Origin of the sequence: Mesorhizobium sp. ISC11, assembly GCF_037162595.1 — a bacterium.
Taxonomy (GTDB): domain Bacteria; phylum Pseudomonadota; class Alphaproteobacteria; order Rhizobiales; family Rhizobiaceae; genus Mesorhizobium; species Mesorhizobium ciceri.
Genome location: NZ_JAVSPW010000002.1, coordinates 331,666 through 347,033, shown reverse-complemented (window position 1 = coordinate 347,033; position 15,368 = coordinate 331,666). Strand labels below are relative to the sequence as shown.

General features: G+C 61.5%; 15 protein-coding genes and 1 pseudogene. 8 read left to right on the top strand and 8 right to left on the bottom strand.

The features are described from left to right. Positions 1-31: 31 nt before the first annotated feature. Both RPF88_RS32700 and RPF88_RS32695 read left to right on the top strand, forming a co-directional pair. Positions 32-418: a hypothetical protein gene (locus RPF88_RS32700; protein ID WP_013525337.1), complete on the top strand. Its 387-nt coding sequence runs from the start codon at positions 32-34 to the stop codon at positions 416-418. After that, a complete protein-coding gene (locus RPF88_RS32695; protein ID WP_027163175.1) occupies positions 415-939 on the top strand; it encodes an RES family NAD+ phosphorylase in 525 nt (174 codons plus the stop codon). Before RPF88_RS32700 ends, RPF88_RS32695 begins: the two co-directional genes overlap by 4 nt. Positions 940-977: 38 nt before the next feature. Here RPF88_RS32695 and scpB read toward each other — a convergent pair whose 3' ends face one another. Beyond that, entirely contained in the window at positions 978-1,700 is a 723-nt protein-coding gene (gene scpB, locus RPF88_RS32690; RefSeq protein WP_337123952.1) for an SMC-Scp complex subunit ScpB, read from the bottom strand. A gap of 2 nt (positions 1,701-1,702) precedes the next feature. Next, positions 1,703-2,656 (bottom strand): DUF1403 family protein, encoded by a 954-nt coding sequence (locus RPF88_RS32685; protein WP_337123951.1) that lies wholly within the window; start codon positions 2,654-2,656, stop codon positions 1,703-1,705. Between the two features lie 124 nt (positions 2,657-2,780). Between RPF88_RS32685 and RPF88_RS32680 the strand changes: the two genes are divergently transcribed. Beyond that, positions 2,781-3,953, top strand: a complete 1,173-nt coding sequence (locus RPF88_RS32680; protein ID WP_013525333.1) for a site-specific integrase — start codon at positions 2,781-2,783, stop codon at positions 3,951-3,953. 23 nt (positions 3,954-3,976) lie between these two features. Here the strand turns inward: RPF88_RS32680 and RPF88_RS32675 are convergent, their stop codons facing one another. The 6 genes and pseudogenes from RPF88_RS32675 to RPF88_RS32650 all read right to left on the bottom strand — a co-directional run. Next, a complete protein-coding gene (locus tag RPF88_RS32675; RefSeq protein ID WP_337123950.1) occupies positions 3,977-4,495 on the bottom strand; it encodes an RES family NAD+ phosphorylase in 519 nt (172 codons plus the stop codon). After that, a complete protein-coding gene (locus RPF88_RS32670; RefSeq protein WP_013525331.1) occupies positions 4,492-4,881 on the bottom strand; it encodes an MbcA/ParS/Xre antitoxin family protein in 390 nt (129 codons plus the stop codon). The genes RPF88_RS32675 and RPF88_RS32670 overlap by 4 nt, the downstream gene beginning before the upstream one ends. 186 nt (positions 4,882-5,067) lie before the next feature. Continuing rightward, entirely contained in the window at positions 5,068-6,273 is a 1,206-nt protein-coding gene (gene repC, locus RPF88_RS32665; RefSeq protein ID WP_337124088.1) for a plasmid replication protein RepC, read from the bottom strand. 153 nt (positions 6,274-6,426) lie between these two features. Next, positions 6,427-7,392 carry a plasmid partitioning protein RepB gene (gene repB, locus RPF88_RS32660; protein ID WP_013525329.1) on the bottom strand — a complete coding sequence of 322 codons (966 nt, stop codon included), beginning with the start codon at positions 7,390-7,392 and terminating at the stop codon, positions 6,427-6,429. Positions 7,393-7,469: 77 nt separating this feature from the next. After that, positions 7,470-8,672 carry a plasmid partitioning protein RepA gene (repA, locus tag RPF88_RS32655; protein WP_013525328.1) on the bottom strand — a complete coding sequence of 401 codons (1,203 nt, stop codon included), beginning with the start codon at positions 8,670-8,672 and terminating at the stop codon, positions 7,470-7,472. Positions 8,673-9,611: 939 nt separating this feature from the next. Next, positions 9,612-9,926 (bottom strand): annotated as a pseudogene (locus RPF88_RS32650) (type IV secretory system conjugative DNA transfer family protein); the annotation flags it as partial. A 760-nt stretch (positions 9,927-10,686) separates the two neighbouring features. Between RPF88_RS32650 and nanR the strand changes: the two are divergent. From nanR to RPF88_RS32625, 5 genes are all read left to right on the top strand, one after another. Continuing rightward, positions 10,687-11,397 carry a transcriptional regulator NanR gene (gene nanR, locus RPF88_RS32645; protein ID WP_013525327.1) on the top strand — a complete coding sequence of 237 codons (711 nt, stop codon included), beginning with the start codon at positions 10,687-10,689 and terminating at the stop codon, positions 11,395-11,397. Next, positions 11,394-11,699, top strand: coding sequence for a putative quinol monooxygenase (locus RPF88_RS32640; protein ID WP_013525326.1), 306 nt, complete (start codon positions 11,394-11,396; stop codon positions 11,697-11,699). Before nanR ends, RPF88_RS32640 begins: the two co-directional genes overlap by 4 nt. Before the next feature lie 50 nt (positions 11,700-11,749). Next, positions 11,750-12,526 (top strand): HpcH/HpaI aldolase family protein, encoded by a 777-nt coding sequence (locus RPF88_RS32635; RefSeq protein ID WP_337123948.1) that lies wholly within the window; start codon positions 11,750-11,752, stop codon positions 12,524-12,526. 14 nt (positions 12,527-12,540) lie between these two features. Continuing rightward, positions 12,541-13,593: an NAD(P)-dependent oxidoreductase gene (locus RPF88_RS32630; protein ID WP_024504467.1), complete on the top strand. Its 1,053-nt coding sequence runs from the start codon at positions 12,541-12,543 to the stop codon at positions 13,591-13,593. A 115-nt stretch (positions 13,594-13,708) separates the two neighbouring features. Next, positions 13,709-15,364 carry an extracellular solute-binding protein gene (locus tag RPF88_RS32625; protein WP_024504468.1) on the top strand — a complete coding sequence of 552 codons (1,656 nt, stop codon included), beginning with the start codon at positions 13,709-13,711 and terminating at the stop codon, positions 15,362-15,364. The last annotated feature ends 4 nt before the right edge of the window (positions 15,365-15,368 follow it).

Genomic DNA, 15,368 nt, shown 5'->3' with positions numbered 1-15,368 from the left:
TTGTGCGTAAGAGAGAGGTCGGAGATTTGTCATGACCCACGCACAGCTCGCACAATCGAAAGTGGTCTCAGGTTTTGTCGACAGCCTGCAGGAGCCGCGCACGCCTTATATCTCGCCGAAGCGCCTGTCGCAGGCGCTGGGCGTGAAGGTGGCCAACTTGGCGCAGTTGACCGGCGTCCACCGCAACACGCTCCGTAACCCGTCGTCGGAGCGACTGCAGGGTCGGATGCGCGAGATGGTGAAGGTGATTTCGGCCGCAACGGAACTCACCGGCGACGTCGACAAGGCGATCTACTGGTATCGCAATGAGCCGATCGCCGACTATGGCCATCGCACGGCGGCCGAACTCGTCGCGGGCGGCCAGGTCGAAGCAGTGCTGGCCTTCATCCGGGATCTCGAGAACGGGGCGCGCGGGTGAAGGTCACCCGCGTCGGGCCGGACGAGATCTTCCATCGCTATCTGACACCCAAATGGGCCTTCCTGCCCACCAGTGGTGGGGGCGCGGCGATCGATGGCGGGCGCTTCAATCGGCCCGGCGTCGAAGCCGTTTACCTGTCCCGCGCGCCTCAGACAGCGTTGGAGGAATACAAGCAGGGTGCCAGCATCACCCCGCCCGCCACCCTTGCCGCCTACAAGATCACGCTTTCCGAGATCGCCGATCTTTCTCAGGGGTTCGACCCGAATGTTTGGGATAGTGCCTGGAAGGAATGGGATTGTGCTTGGCGCCAGATCGCTCGCATCGACAGCAAGATACCGTCATCGTGGAAGCTTGCGGACCTGGTCGTTACGACCGGGCTTCGCGGTATTCTGTTTCCGTCGCTGCGTCACGCCGGCGGCACCAATCTGGTGATCTTTCCGGCCAATCTTGTCGACGGTGATAAGGTCGCGGTTCACGATCCCGATCACCGGCTACCGACCGATCAGTCATCATGGCCCTGAGTTGCTAGCTGTCGTAAGCAACCCGATTTCCGATCAGTTCAGAGCGCCTCATCCTCAACGACGCCAGTCGTTGGGTCGCCCTCTTCGAAGTCGCCCTCCCCCCGGACAAGACCGGTCGGTATATCCCCGGCCAGCAGCTTCTCCTTCGACAGCAGCCCGGCGTCCTCGAGCGCCTCGAAATCCGGCAGCTGGCGCAGCGTGTCGAGCCCGAATTGCGACAGGAAAGTCTTCGTCGTCACATAGGTATAAGGCGCTCCGGGCTGCGGACTGCGCGGCCCTGAGGCGATCAGCTCCTGCGCGCGCAGCACGCCGATCAGATCGCGCGACACCTCCTTGCCGAAGAAGGAAGACAGTTCGCCACGGGTAATCGGCTGGAAATAGGCGATGCACATCAAAACCAGCGCCTCCGCCTGCGACAGTTCTTTTGCCCGCTCGCCCGCTGCCGTGCCGAATGCGGCGCGGATGGCGTCGCCAAAGATCTGTCTGGTCCGGTGCTGCCAGCCGCCGGCGACCGCGACCAGCTCGTAGGGGCGGCCGGCGAGCTCGGCGCGAATGTCGTCGATGATCAGCTCGAGATTGCAGTTTTTTCCCACCACCCGCGCGAGGACACCGCGTGTTACTGGTTCGCTGGCGGCAAAGATCACCGCTTCGACGCGGCCCATCCACTCGCGCCAGCGCAGCTCCGGCGGCAGGTGGGCGAGTTCGGTGTCGAGCAGCACAGGCTGTTCGTTCGGCTTGCGGCGGGCGGACGCTTCGCTCATCGCTACAGCCCAAACAGCCGAAAAGTAGTGCGGCCGGAAAGCTCGCGCACGGCATCGAGCTGTTGCAGCCGCTCGAACAGGCGTCGCGCCGCAAAGCGCGACAGGCTTTTGGTCGTCAGCGATCCGGAGACGGCGTCGTCGTCGAGCAGTCTTTGGATCACATCGCCCGCCCCCTTCGCCCTGAGCTTCGGTGCGACGGCGATGAGCCGCTCCGCGCGACGCGACAGCTCGGCCGCCAGCCGGCACGCGTCCGCCGCCGCGTGAACCAGCGCGACGCAGACCGCGCGCTCAAAATTCTTGTCCGCGGGTCGGATGCGCTTGCCGCCGGCCTCGCCGCGAAAAGTCGGCCCAAAGGCTTGCGCCATCAGCAGCGGCACCGGCCGCGGCCAGCGCAGGCCGTGCGCCAGCACCAGGTCGGCCAGCCACCAAGCCAAAAGCTCGCAGTCGGGGCGTACGGCGACGACGTGAGCGGCGATCGCCGCCGCGGCGAACGGCGCCGGCCGCTGCGACCTCACCACTTGTTCGATCTCCATGCCCAGGTCGGCAAGCGCGGCGCCTTCCCAATGGAGGCCGAGCTGGCCGACGATGTTTTCGAGTCGATCGGCGCTGGCACCGGGCGGCTGCCCGGCCAACTGCCGCCAGGCGCCAAGGATGGCGCCGGCGGGGCCGGGATCGGCGCCGGCCGGGCGCAGGTGCCAGGCGTCGCGCAGGGCGGCCTCGTCTTCGGCGCGCCCAGCCAACCGCATGCTGGCGGCGGCACAGCGAAGCGCCAGCCGCTGCCGCCAGGTCCCGGCCCAACTGGCTTGCGCGCGGGCAAGCGTGTCGAGGGCACCCAGGGCGGCGCCGGCCTGGAAGGCGGCGTCGATCTCGCTGGCGTCACGACCGGACGCGAGCGCCCAGGCCGGTACGGTCGGCGGCGCGGCGAGGCTGGCGGTCGCGGGATCGAGGCGAATCATGATTGGAGCGTAAAGCGCCCGTGCGCTTTGCGCCATCAATTTCGACCCAAAACGCACAGGCTGTCGAAAGCACAAAACGAACGATAATGTTGCCTTATCGTTCGTTACAAGCCATGCTAGCAGAATGGCCCCTATCGTCGACCTGAGCCGCGAAAATCGTCCTGAGGAGAGCAAAGCGCCGTCCCACAGCACGACCGCGATCGCCAGCACCTCCCCTCCCTCGCCTCCAGCTGACGACTTGCCTGATATTGTCGATATCGTCATGGAAATGGCGCAGGCACCCTGCGAGCCGCAAAACGCCCCTCCCCTGCCGGCGCACCTGGAAGGGCTCGCCGAGCGCGCGCGCGATTACGTCGAGGCAGCAAGCTCGGCGAACACCCGGCGCGCCTACGCCGCCGATTGGAAGCATTTTTGCGCCTGGGCGCGCCGCCAGCATCTCGATGTGTTGCCGCCCGACCCGCAGGTCGTTGGCCTTTACATCACGGCCTGCGCGTCCGGTAAGGTGACGGGCGACAAGAAGCCGAACGCCGTCTCGACCATCGAGCGACGTCTCTCCTCGATCACCTGGAATTTTTCTCAGCGTGGCCAGCCATTGGACAGGAAGGACCGGCATATCGCCACTGTGCTGGCCGGCATTCGCAACACTCACGCCTCCCCTCCCCGGCAAAAGGAAGCCATTCTGACTGAAGACCTGATTGCCATGCTCGAGACCCTTGACCGTGGAACGTTGCGCGGCCTGCGCGACCGCGCCATGCTCCTGTTGGGTTTCGCCGGCGGCCTGCGGCGTTCTGAAATCGTTGGCCTGGACGTTGCCAGGGACCAAACCCAGGACGGCCGCGGCTGGATCGAGGTTTTGGACAAAGGCGTTCTCGTCGCATTGCGCGGAAAGACCGGCTGGCGCGAGGTCGAGATCGGCCGTGGCTCGTCCGATGCCACATGCCCGGTTGTGGCGGTGCAAACCTGGCTGAAACTGGCGAGGGTCGGCCATGGGCCGTTGTTTCGACGCGTCACCGGAAACGGCAAAGCAGTTGCAGCCGAGCGGCTCAACGACCAGGAAGTGGCGCGGCTGGTCAAACGCACCGCCCTCGCAGCCGGGGTTCGTGGCGACCTGTCCGAAGGCGATCGTGCAGAGAAATTTTCCGGTCATTCCTTGCGCGCCGGTCTTGCCTCATCGGCTGAGGTCGACGAGCGTTACGTTCAAAAGCAGCTTGGCCATACGTCGGCCGAAATGACCCGCCGCTACCAGCGGCGCAGGGACCGGTTTCGCGTCAATCTCACCAGGGCCAGTGGACTGTAGGCCCCCTCCCCTGGCGGATCGGTCTATCGCCAAGACAGCTGATCCCTCGGCAGCCGACCACTGGGGTCGAATACAGCCACCTTGTGCGGGAGATCGGGGCCCCAGTTCCAAAGGACCAGATTGCGATCCTCCATCTCGGCCCCCGGCGCGAAGCTCGGAACCACGATGCCGGCAACATTTCGGGGTTGCAACCGCTCATAGATGGACCAGGACGCTGGACGTTCTCCGTTGCTGAGAGCCGTCGCCCAGGCACAGGCCATCTCTTCGAGCGTCACAGAAAACTCTCCTCTCCGCTCTTCCGTTGTCAGATCCGCGATGTCGTCACAATCGATCTCATAGGAGCAAAGCACGCAGGGATCGATCCGCTGTGCGAAGCCCTGGTTGGCTTCCTTGATCGCTGTCATGATGGTCAGCGCCAGATAGAGCGCCGGCACGCCTTTGGGATTGAATCGAGCCCCTCGGATCGCCGCTCCTTCGCCGGAAGTCGGCTTGAATGCCCAACGTGGATCATGTGCGCGGTAGCAGGTTCCGACGACCCTCACGCAAACCCGCCAACGGCCATGTGATCGAGATAATCACGGACCGCTGCTGCCTTGCCGTCCTTCACCAGCGCCTCAGCGGTGCGTCCCCCAAATGCCGGAAGCGGCTGAGCCCGATACCAGGCCATCGCCTGCTCCTTGCCACCCGCCCATTCCGTCACTCGGCTGATGATCTCGAGCATTTCTCGCAGACGCCCCTGGGTCTTTACCGTGGCGCTACGCTCTGACCGATAAAGCGTCTCGCGTGCAAGACCTGCAGTCTGGGCCAACTGGCCTTTGGACATGCCAAAACCGTCCGCGACCTGCCCAATCGCAATCTTCCCATTCCGGTCCATGTAGGACAAGATGAGAGGTCCATTCTGCTCGGCTATCTTGAGTGCCTGGCCCATGGTGTTCATCCTACCATATCGGGAGTCATATTTCGTGTGCAGAAGATATGGCACTTGTAGACTGTTTTCAAGAACGAACCCGTTCAGTGGCCGCGCCGCAAACCCCGCCGACAGGTGGGAATGTGCCAGGCCACCTCAACAGCACCGGTCACATCCTTACGCCGCTGCCCCGCGATATCTTGCCGCTCATCCGGTCATCCGTGCTGACGCGCCATTGGCTTTCAGCGCCGCCATGAGCATAGGTCCAACAGAAAACTCACCCGCTTTTGCCTTTTCGGTCAGCACGCGCAGATAACCGCCAGCCGAGTTGATATGCTGCGCTCTTTGCAGAATGCAGGCGATCACGATCGCGGCAACTTCCTGGCCCATCACATGGCAAGCCTCCTCATAGGCTGAAGGCGACACGCCAAGGTATCCTCGCACCTGGGCGGCGGTCATCATCAAGTCGCGCCAGCTTCCGATCCCGTTGACGGCATAGTCGGCAATATCGGGACAGGCCCGCAGCACCAGTCCAATCGGGTAGCCTTTCGGCTTCTCGGGGGGGTGGGATGTTGGCTCGGCCTCCGCCCTGCTTTTTTCGAAAGCCGGTTCAAATACAAAAGCGGAGTCTGTGTTTGAATCAGATTGCTGCCGCTCATTATGGGACTCATTGCCGCTAGGATTCTTGGCATTTGTGAAGCTTTCCAGCATCTTGTTGACCGCTTCGTGCAGCTCTACCAGCTCGGCGACGACCCCTTCCAGCTCCGACAGGCCTGCCCGGCGTGGAATTGCGTCCACAATGGCCCGGAACCGCTTCCACAGCGTTCCCCAGTCCCCGGGCACATCCTCCTCGACAGCGGCCTCGATCAGCTTATGGATGTCGCGGCGGTGCAGCGTGATGCGCTCCCGCATCAGTCTGAGCGCCCGACCGTCGGCTCGAACCTGGTCGGCCGCCTGCTGAAACTCCGCTGCCCTGGTGATCAACGGGGCCAGGGAGAAGCCGAAGGCCTCCATCACAGCCCCGCCCGGCCCTTTGCGGGCAAATCTTTTGCCGTTGGCGCTGTCCCTGCGGATGATGAGGCCGCAACTTACCAGTTCCGCCAGGTTCCTGCGCAGCGTGGAATCGGCCATGCCGTGCGCCCGCAGCGATAGCTGAGCGTTGGACGGAAAGACCATCAACCCGTTTTCCTCGCTGATCTGGTCGTCTGGATAAAACGTCAAAAGCCCGCTGAGCACCGCCAGGGCGCGATCGCCGACGCCGACAATCGACTTGCCCTCGCACAGCCACCGATAAACCTGCCATTTCTCGACGACAGACCCCTGAGGTATCTGCCTTGACGCCGTGTTGGCTTTCACCAACGCAAGCGTCATCGGCCGCCGCCCGAAGGGCGTCGTCGCAAACCCACTCTCCATTTCCCTCACCTTTCAATCAGGCAAAAGAAATCTGCTCGCCGAAATGGCGCCACGACTCTTGACAGTGATTCGGGGAAGTGCGATTCTCAGCTTGCTACAGACGAGAAGGGCTTCCGCGACGGCGACGTTCGGGGGCCTTTTTCTTTTGCGGTTTCAGTCTCCTGTTTTCTTGGCTGTTTCCGATTGCCGAAAAGCCTCGAAAAGCTCGTCCAGCCGATCGGTTATGAACGCTCCGAACGGCGAGGCTTCCTTGGCCTTCAGGGCAAGCGTAAACACTTTTCCTGTGTCGGTGATCTTGGCTCGCACGGATCTGTCGTGCGGTGCCCAAGCCTTTTCCTGTGTCTTCGATGCTGCTGGCGCGCGTTTTGCCGGCGCGCTCATGAAGTCGAACAGACGCGCAAATCGTGCGTCACTGCCTGACGTGGCGAACTCTGGACTTGCCACATAGTCGGCCGCCCTGCCCGCGCTATCCGGATGCTCCATGAGCTTGGCGAGCTGCCACCATCTGTCCCGACCAACAGTCTTGGCGGCGCCAATGGCCACAATGACTGGCTCTGGAATGTTGCTGGTAACAGAACGCATCTTCGAGAAGGTCGTGTCATCGAGCGCCAAAGCCGACTTCACCGTGTCGGGCGTGTGGCCGCGCTTGAGAATGCGATCGGCAAACAGGGTCCTTTCGATGAAGGACAAATTGGCCCTTGCGGCGTTCTCTTGGCCCTGGGCAATAACATGATCCTCATCGCCCATCTTCTTGACGACCGCGCGTACTGGCCGTCCCAGCTGGCGGGCAACCTTGACGCGCCGATGCCCGAAGACGGTCTGAAAGCGACCGGAGAGCTCAGGATGAGGCCTGACCAGGATCGGAGAATCTTGTCCTCTTTCCCGAATGGCCGCAAGCAACTCCTGATATGCCTCATCGTCTTCGTCCAGGCGATCCGAAACGAAGGAGGTGTCCACAAATGCCGGATCGAGATCCACGACCGAGCTCTTGGAGAGCTCCTCGAAGGATTGCATGATGGAGCGCGACGCCCCGCGAACGGCATACCCGGATACGTCCTTCGCATCAGCCACTGCCGTCGCAGGGCCCAACACACTGCCGAAAATGTCCCTGCGTGCCATTTAACCGCCTCCAATCGCGGTTAGCGATTTGATTTCAAAGACAAAATTTCCAGTTTTTACTGCCGTAAACATCGCCGTCATGACCGTCCCCACGCACGATGGATCAGCGTCGCGATTTCAGCATTGACCGCATCGAGGGATTCCAGTGCACGGTCGTAGGTGGAACGGGTAAAGGCCGACTTCTCCACCTCGTAGAGCGTCTGCTTGGTGAGACCCGCGTCCGAAATCGCCGTCGACTTCAACATCGGGTTCTCCAGGATCTGGCCGGCAAGCATGGACTGCATGAAGCCTACCATCTGCGCCTGCGGGATATCCGTCGGCTCGTAGCGTGTGATCAGATATCGAAACCAATCGAGCTCGATTGCCGCACCGGCGGCCTTGATGGTTTTCAATATGCCGCCGAGCATGAGCAGGAACTGGCTCATAGACATCAGGTCGAGCATCTGCGGATGAACTGTAATGAGAACCGACGTCGCCGCCGACATGGCCGTCAACGTCAGGTAGCCAAGCTGGGGCGGGCAATCAACCACGACAACGTCATAGCGATCGTCGACCTCCGTTAACGCCTTCGCCATGCGCGTGAAGAACTGGCGCCCGGCATTTGACGTCTTATCCTGCATGGCGAGGGGCGTGTCGTATTCGTATTCCTGCAATTCGAGATTGGCGGGGATGATATCGAGACCTGGAAAATTCGTCGGAAGGATTACGTCCGCAATCGAGCGGCGTTCGTCATCGTAACGAATCGCCTCATAGAGCGAGAGGTTGTTATCAAGTTCCGGCTGGAAGCCATGCAGGGCCGACAGTGAGGCTTGAGGATCGAGATCGATTGCAAGAACACGGTGGCCGGTTAAGGCCAGATGCTGGGCGAGGTGGGCGGCAGTCGTTGTCTTGCCACTGCCCCCCTTGAAGTTGACGACAGCAACGACCTGGAGCTTGTCGCCGGACTTGCGGTGCGGGACATACTTCTTGACTTCGGTCCTGCCATGCTGGTCCAGGAAATGGCGCAGCTCAAGCATCTGCTGGGCAGTGTAGGACCGGCGTCCCGATGGGATCTGCTCGGGCAGGGGGCCCTTGCCCTCCAGATGAAGGCGCTTCAGATTGTTCTGCGAGACACCAAGATAGTGAGCGACTTCTGCCATCGAAAACGAACGCAGCGTCTTCGCCGCATCGGGGGGAAATTTCTCCATCCGAAGCTGGTTAAGGCGCCGTGATATCTCAGCACCCTGCTCGAGGATTTTCTCATCGAACTCGAAGCTCGGTAGCCGCATGGCGATATTCATTCTCGTCGAAAACCTGAATTGGCGCTTTTTGCGATGAAATTATTCAACAAGCGCCATTAAGCTCCGATTCGGAAAGCCCGGCAAGAAGTTTTAGGTTAACAGAAGGTGAACAGCACTAGCGGGCTTCCTTGCGGCCGATTCCTGCTGTCGTCGGATAATGGCGGGTTGTCGTTCGACTGGAACTCTCCCGCTCATCTGGCTAAACGCCTGGTTTTTCTGACACAAAGAGCAGTCTTTACGGCAGTAAAAACCGCCCCATCAGCGGAGCGGCTTAGGGGAGGGGAGGGCGCTTCCACCCGCTCAAGGCGGTAGGCGGGCTCGCTTTGCCGGCTGAGGCTTGGTCGAAGGCATCAAAAGCAATGGCCGACCTCCTCCATCATGACGAGACGCAAACGTCCAAAGCTCGGACCGACCCCAATTCGTCTCTAGCGGCCTCAAACGATATTCGCTGACATAGGGTAGGTCAGCGTGCCTCCTGCAGGTGCGTTTGCATGCGGAGGTCAACCGTTACCCGACTGAAAGCCGATCGCTGGAGACCGCAGTTCGCGCACCATCGTTTTGAGCGGTGCGGGCGAGCGCCCGAAACTTCCTTTATCTGCTCGCCAAGGGAGCGTTCGCAACCGACGAGGGTGCCACCCGAGCGTTGATAGCAGACGCTTGGTGATGAAATCCGGCCTGAGGTAGAAACCGAATTTGTCGGCTCGGGAACAACGATGCCAAGACCATCATTCCCGGCTCTATGGTGTCACTCTTGGCCCTTGAGGTCGCTGTCGCCGTAGGCTGCCGCGGACACCGTTGAACAGCTGATCTCGGGAAGGGGAGGGGGGCCCATCTTCAAGCGGGGTCGGAGGCTTGCCAACGCGCTGTTGGGTGGATTTCATCTCCTGAACGAATTTCATGGAAATCAGCTCATCGACAAGATCCGAACTGGCCTGCTTCATTGCGATTGTAGATGGCATTCATCAGTGAGCCAATGATGACCCGGGCGAGGTCCGGATGGTTCTCGAGTGTGTTGAGTCGACGTTGATGAAGATGTCGATTTTGCCCGCTGCAACCTCGTCGGTCGCAAACTTCTGCCCGAGACGAGCGCGGCGTAGCTCTCGTAGGACAGCCAGTGCGTTTCCCTGGATGCGGCCCCATAGATGCCCGAGAATGTCTCCGGTGTCATGTTGATGAAGCGGGCGACGTTTTCGCGGACAAATGCGCCTGGCGACGAGTCGCAATCCTGCAATCGGGTCGCAGTTTTGGTTCCGGAACCCATTGCGTCACGCCGCGCAGCAGTGGTTCGACGACGTCGCATGGAGTGGGTGTCGGCTGAACATGACACCGAGCTATCCGCTTGGCCTTCGCCGAATCGAAGCAATTCAGCACGAGCCCAGAGTCGGTGACATCGCCTTATCTGTCCGCCCCGGTCGCAGGCCTCCGACCTTGCGGTTGTGCGCGGCTATCTCCCGCGAGGTCTGTGCGCCCGCGGAGCCGGTCCGCTTTGGGAATTCCGAACTTCGCACAATCTATTCCGAGGGTAGGATCATCACAGCCTTCGTCGGCGGTGTGGTTCCTCCGGGCGATGGCTTCCTTCACTCCAGATACCCAGGTTCATATGACTCACGGTGGACGGGTTCAGGTCGACGGCATTCTCGGCCTTGCAAGGCCTATCCTCACTTTCATGCCTTGAAGCGCTGCATTCGCTTGGTTTCATCACCGGCGGTGTGGCCGCTGGCGCGATCGGCTGGAGCGGAAATCCGCTCGCCCTTTGGCAGCCCTGGCTTGCCTGGGTCGGGCAGCGCAGCGGGGCGAGGGCACATGTCTGTGCCACTCCCGTGGTCGAGGTCGAGGGCGTGAAGGTTGCGCCGCTGATCTTTTACGAGCAGCCCATCGATCGTCGTCCTTGCCATCCAAGAGGCGGGCCGCGCGAGCCTGGGCATCTCTGTTCGGTCTCTATCCAGCCCAAGTGATCGTTGACAGAGGCGCTCTGGGAGCCTAGCGTATCTGACTGGTATAACAGGTATGCCACATGATCGGCGTTCTGATCAAACCGCGGAAGCTTTCGGAGGAGGTTGCAGCGCACCTCGAGCGGATGATCCGCAGGGGAGAGCTGGCCGAAGCCGACCGGCTCCCATCCGAGCGGGAACTCATGCGGCAGTTCGGGGTCGGGCGCCCTTCAATCCGCGAGGCCCTGCTGCATCTGAGCAAGATGGGGCTTGTCGAGGTGAAATCCGGCGAGCGCGCCCGCGTCACTCGGCCAACCCCCCAATTCGTGATCGACGCCCTCTCGGGGCCGGCGCGCCACATGATTTCGGCCCCTGGCGGGGTTCATGACTTCCAGAGCGCGCGTTTGTTTTTCGAAGTCGGGCTTGCCCGCAACGCCGCCATCAATGCCACGTCAGAGGATATTGAGGGCCTCAAGGAGGCGCTCGAAATCAACCGGCAGTCGATCGGGGACCTGACGCGCTTCGAGCGCACTGATGTGGACTTCCACTACGTGCTGGCTGTGATCACCCGCAATCGTATCTTCACAGCCATTCACGCGGCGTTGGCCGAATGGCTGCTGGAACAGCGGCGCACAACTTTGGCCAAAGGTGAAGACCGAAAGGCCTACGAGGCTCATCGCGAAATCTTTGATGCCGTCGCCGCGCGCGATCCAGACGCCTCCGAAGCGGCTATGCGCAGGCATCTGGAATATGTCTCCAGACGCTATCTTGAAATTGCGGGTGGCAAGGGATGAGCGGCTTCGTGGTCTGGGTCGATTTCCGCCTCAAGCCGGGTGCCCGGGGCAGATTCCGAGAGCTCGTGGACGCCAACGCGACCGCGTCGGTACGCCGCGAAGCCGGCTGCCGCCGCTTTGATGTGACGCAGGCGCGCGGCGAGCCCGACCGGGTCCTGCTCTACGAGATTTACGACAGCGAGGCGGCATTCAAGCTCCACTGCCGGACAGCCCATTTCGAGGAATTCAATTCGCAGAGCGCGCCGCTCGTCGACACCAAGCTGGTGACGATCTGCGACCTTGTTGTCGAAGCTTCGTCTTGAAGAACGCATAGGCGCAATGCGCCCCTTGTGGGCGAACGGGAGGGAAGTTCATGTCGGAGCCAAGTCTCAAGGCGCTAGCGTCTCACAGACGCGTCAAGCTCGGGACCCTTGTCGCCGAGTTCGCGACGCCGGGGATAGGCCACATCCTGAAGTCCGCTGGCTGTGACTTCGCCTTTTTCGATATGGAGCATTCGGGCTTCAGCCTGGAAACGGTCAAGAGCGCGATCCGCTATTTCGAGGCGGCCGACCTGCCGGTTATGGTGCGTGTGCCATCGCAGGACTACCATTTCCTCGCCCGCGCCATGGATATGGGGTCCGAAGGATTAATCGCGCCGATGGTGAGTACCGTCGAGCAGGCGCAGCACATCATCAGTTCCATGAAATACCATCCGGCTGGCGCTCGCGGCGTGGCGCTGCAGATCGCGCATGACCGTTACCGTCCGGGCTCGGTTGCAGATAAGTTCGAGGCGGCCAACCAGCGCTCGGTGTTCATCTGCCTGATCGAGACCGCCGACGGCGTCAAGAACATCGACGGCATTGCGGGATTGGACGGCGTCGATTGTCTGTGGGTCGGTCACTTTGATCTGTCGGTCTCGCTCGGCATTCCCGGCGACTTCGCGCACCCGACCTTCATCGCCGCGATGGCCAAAATCGTTTCCGCCGCCAAAAGGCACAACAAGTCGCTCGGGCGCCTGGTGCCCAACGTCCAGCAGGGCCACGAGTTCTACGCACAAGGCTTCGACTTCATTTGTTATTCGGGCGACGTCTGGATACTGCACGACGCGATCGCCGACGCGGTCTCCAAAATCCGGGCCGGGTGCCAGTAAGAACGGAGGAGAGAATGGGCGACCTAAAGTTCAAGGTGGCGCTTTCCGGTGATTTCCGCATGCCGGACGGCTCGCTGACCTATCCCGACTTCGACCTGGAGCCTCTGCGCAAGGCGCCAGGCCTCGAGATGACATTCCTGGAATCGAATAACCCGCTTCGCGCCGACCAGCTTGAGGACTTCGATGCACTGATCCTTCTCACTCATCGCTTCGTTTCCACGAGTGTCCCCAAGAGCGGTCGGCTGGCCGTCGTTGCCCGCTTCGGCGTCGGCTACGATACTGTCGACGTCGAGGCCTGCACTGCCGCCGGCATCGCTCTGGTCATCACGCCCGATGGGGTAAGACGGCCGGTCGCCGTATCCGTCATCACCTTTATGTTGGCACTCACCGGCAAGCTGTTCACGAAGGACGCCCTCACCCGTAAGGGACCTCATGGCTTCCAGGAGCGCTCCCAACATATGGGTGTCGGGCTCGTGGGGCGTACGCTGGGGTCGCTCGGCATCGGCAACATAGGCGCCGAAGTTTTTCGCCTGGCAAAGCCCTTCGATATGAGATTCATCGCCCATGACCCATTTGCAGACAAGAAGGTCGCTGCCGAACTAGGCGTGGAGCTGGTCGGACTGGAAGATCTGTTTCGTCGCGCCGACGTGCTGTCGGTAAGTTGTCCGCTGACGCCTGACACGCGCCATCTCGTCAATGCCGAGCGGCTCGCCCTGATGAAGCCTACTGCTTACCTGATCAATACAGCGCGCGGCCCGATCGTCGACCAGGAGGCGTTGGCACAAGCCCTGCGGGAGCGTCGTATCGCCGGCGCCGGTCTCGACGTGCTGGAGCAGGAGCCGCCGGATGCTGACGATGCAATCCTCAAACTCGACAACGTCATCCTTGCGCCGCACGCATTGTGCTGGACCGACCAGTGCTTTGCCGGCAACGGCGCTGCAGACGTCAAAGCGGTAATCGAGGTTCAACATGGTCGCGAGCCGCGCGGTGTGGTCAATCGCGAGGTGCTTTCGAGCGAGCGGTGGAAGGATAGGCTGGCCGTTTTCGCGGGCCGCTTCGGAAGCTAGGAGTGCGAGAATTTGGCGCGCCGCCGCGGCCATTGCGGGGGCCTTACGGGAGGAATGCTCGACCGCCGCGCCTGCGGACGAGTGAGCAAATGAGAAAACGGGAGGACCAAGCACTATGAACGATCGTGAAAAACGTGACTTTCAGGCCGGTCTCGAAGCAGAGGTCGACGCCTTCATGCGTGGCGAAACGACCCGCCGGAATTTCATAACCCGCTTCGGCCAGATGACCGGTATGTTGGCAGCGTCTGCACCCATTTTGGGTATGATGACCGATTGGGCGCTGGCGCAGCAGAAGCTCGAACTGGCCGACGCCACGTCGCCGCTGGGACAGGCGCAGGCCGCTGCGCTGAAAGCATCTAAGGAAGGACCGGCGGAGGGCTCCGCCTTCCGCGCGGTCGAGGCGGCCAAGGCGCATGCGGGCGTCACGATCAACATGACCTACGAGGCAGGCCTGCAGGCGCTCGATCCACGCAATTTCAGTGGGCCGATGTGGGAGCAGCTTACGGGCATGAAGTCGAATGTGGTCGAACTGTCGAATCCCGATCAATACTCCAAGGCGGTCGCCGAGCACATTGCCGGCTCAGGCGCCTATGACGTGCTCGACATCTCGCCAGCCTGGACACCGTCGCTCGCCGATGGCGGCGTCATCGCACCTCTCGACGACTATATCGCCAAATATATGAACCCTGCAGACCTCGAGGACTATCATCCTCTCTACAAGGCGCTGCCGACCTACAAGGGAAAGATCTGGGGCTTCTTCGACGACGGCGACATGTTCGCTCTCTACTACCGCAAGGACATCTTCGAGGATCCGAAGATGATGGAGGCCTACCAGACCAAGTTCAACGCGAAGCTCGGACCACCGAAGACCTGGGAGGAATATGCTCAGATCGCCCAATTCATCACCGACCAGATGGCACCGAAGGTTTATGGTGCAGGCCACTTCCGCAAGGCGGGTAGCCCGGGCAATCAGTTCGACTTTCTGCAGCAGTACCGTGCCAACGGCGGGAAACTGTTCGGCGACGACATGAAGGCCGGCTTGGTGTCGGATGCGGGCGTCAAGACGCTGACGAACATGCTCGCGGCCAACAAGGCCTCGATCCCCGGTAACAACGAGCTCGACGCCGTCTCCCTTTGGGCGGCATTCCTGACGGGGAAGGTTGCGATGATCTATTCCTGGCCTCCAAGCGGCCGGATGGCGGCGAACTATTCGCAATCCGCCACGGCGATCAACTTCATTCCCCAGTCGCAGATCGCTGGCAAGGTTGGCTATGCCGTCGTGCCGGGCAATCCGGAACATGCCACCGGCTACAACAAGGCGCTGTCGGCGGATTCGCCCAATCCGGAGGCGGCGTATCTGTTCATGCAGTGGGCCTGCTCGCCTCCCGTCTCACTGGCGCGCTGCATGTTGCCCTATGCGCTGCGCGACCCATACCGCATTTCGCATTTCAAGTCGGAGCTCTATGGAGCACTGTTCCCGAGCGCCAAGGAGTACCTGGCCAACCTCAACAACTCGGCGAATGTCGGCCTGCTCGACCCGATCATGCCAGGTGCGCAGGACTATTTCTTGAGCATCGACCGCATGTGCACCGCAGTGTGGGCTGGTGCGGATCCGAAAGCATCGCTGGAAACGGCGGCCGCCGAGTGGAACGAGACGACCGATCGGCTCGGGATGGAGTCGCAAAAGGCATTCTACACCGAGTTCCTGAAACTGCCCGGCGCCACCGCTGACAACACAGTGGAGAAGCTTGGCATGGCAGTCACCCTCTGAGACT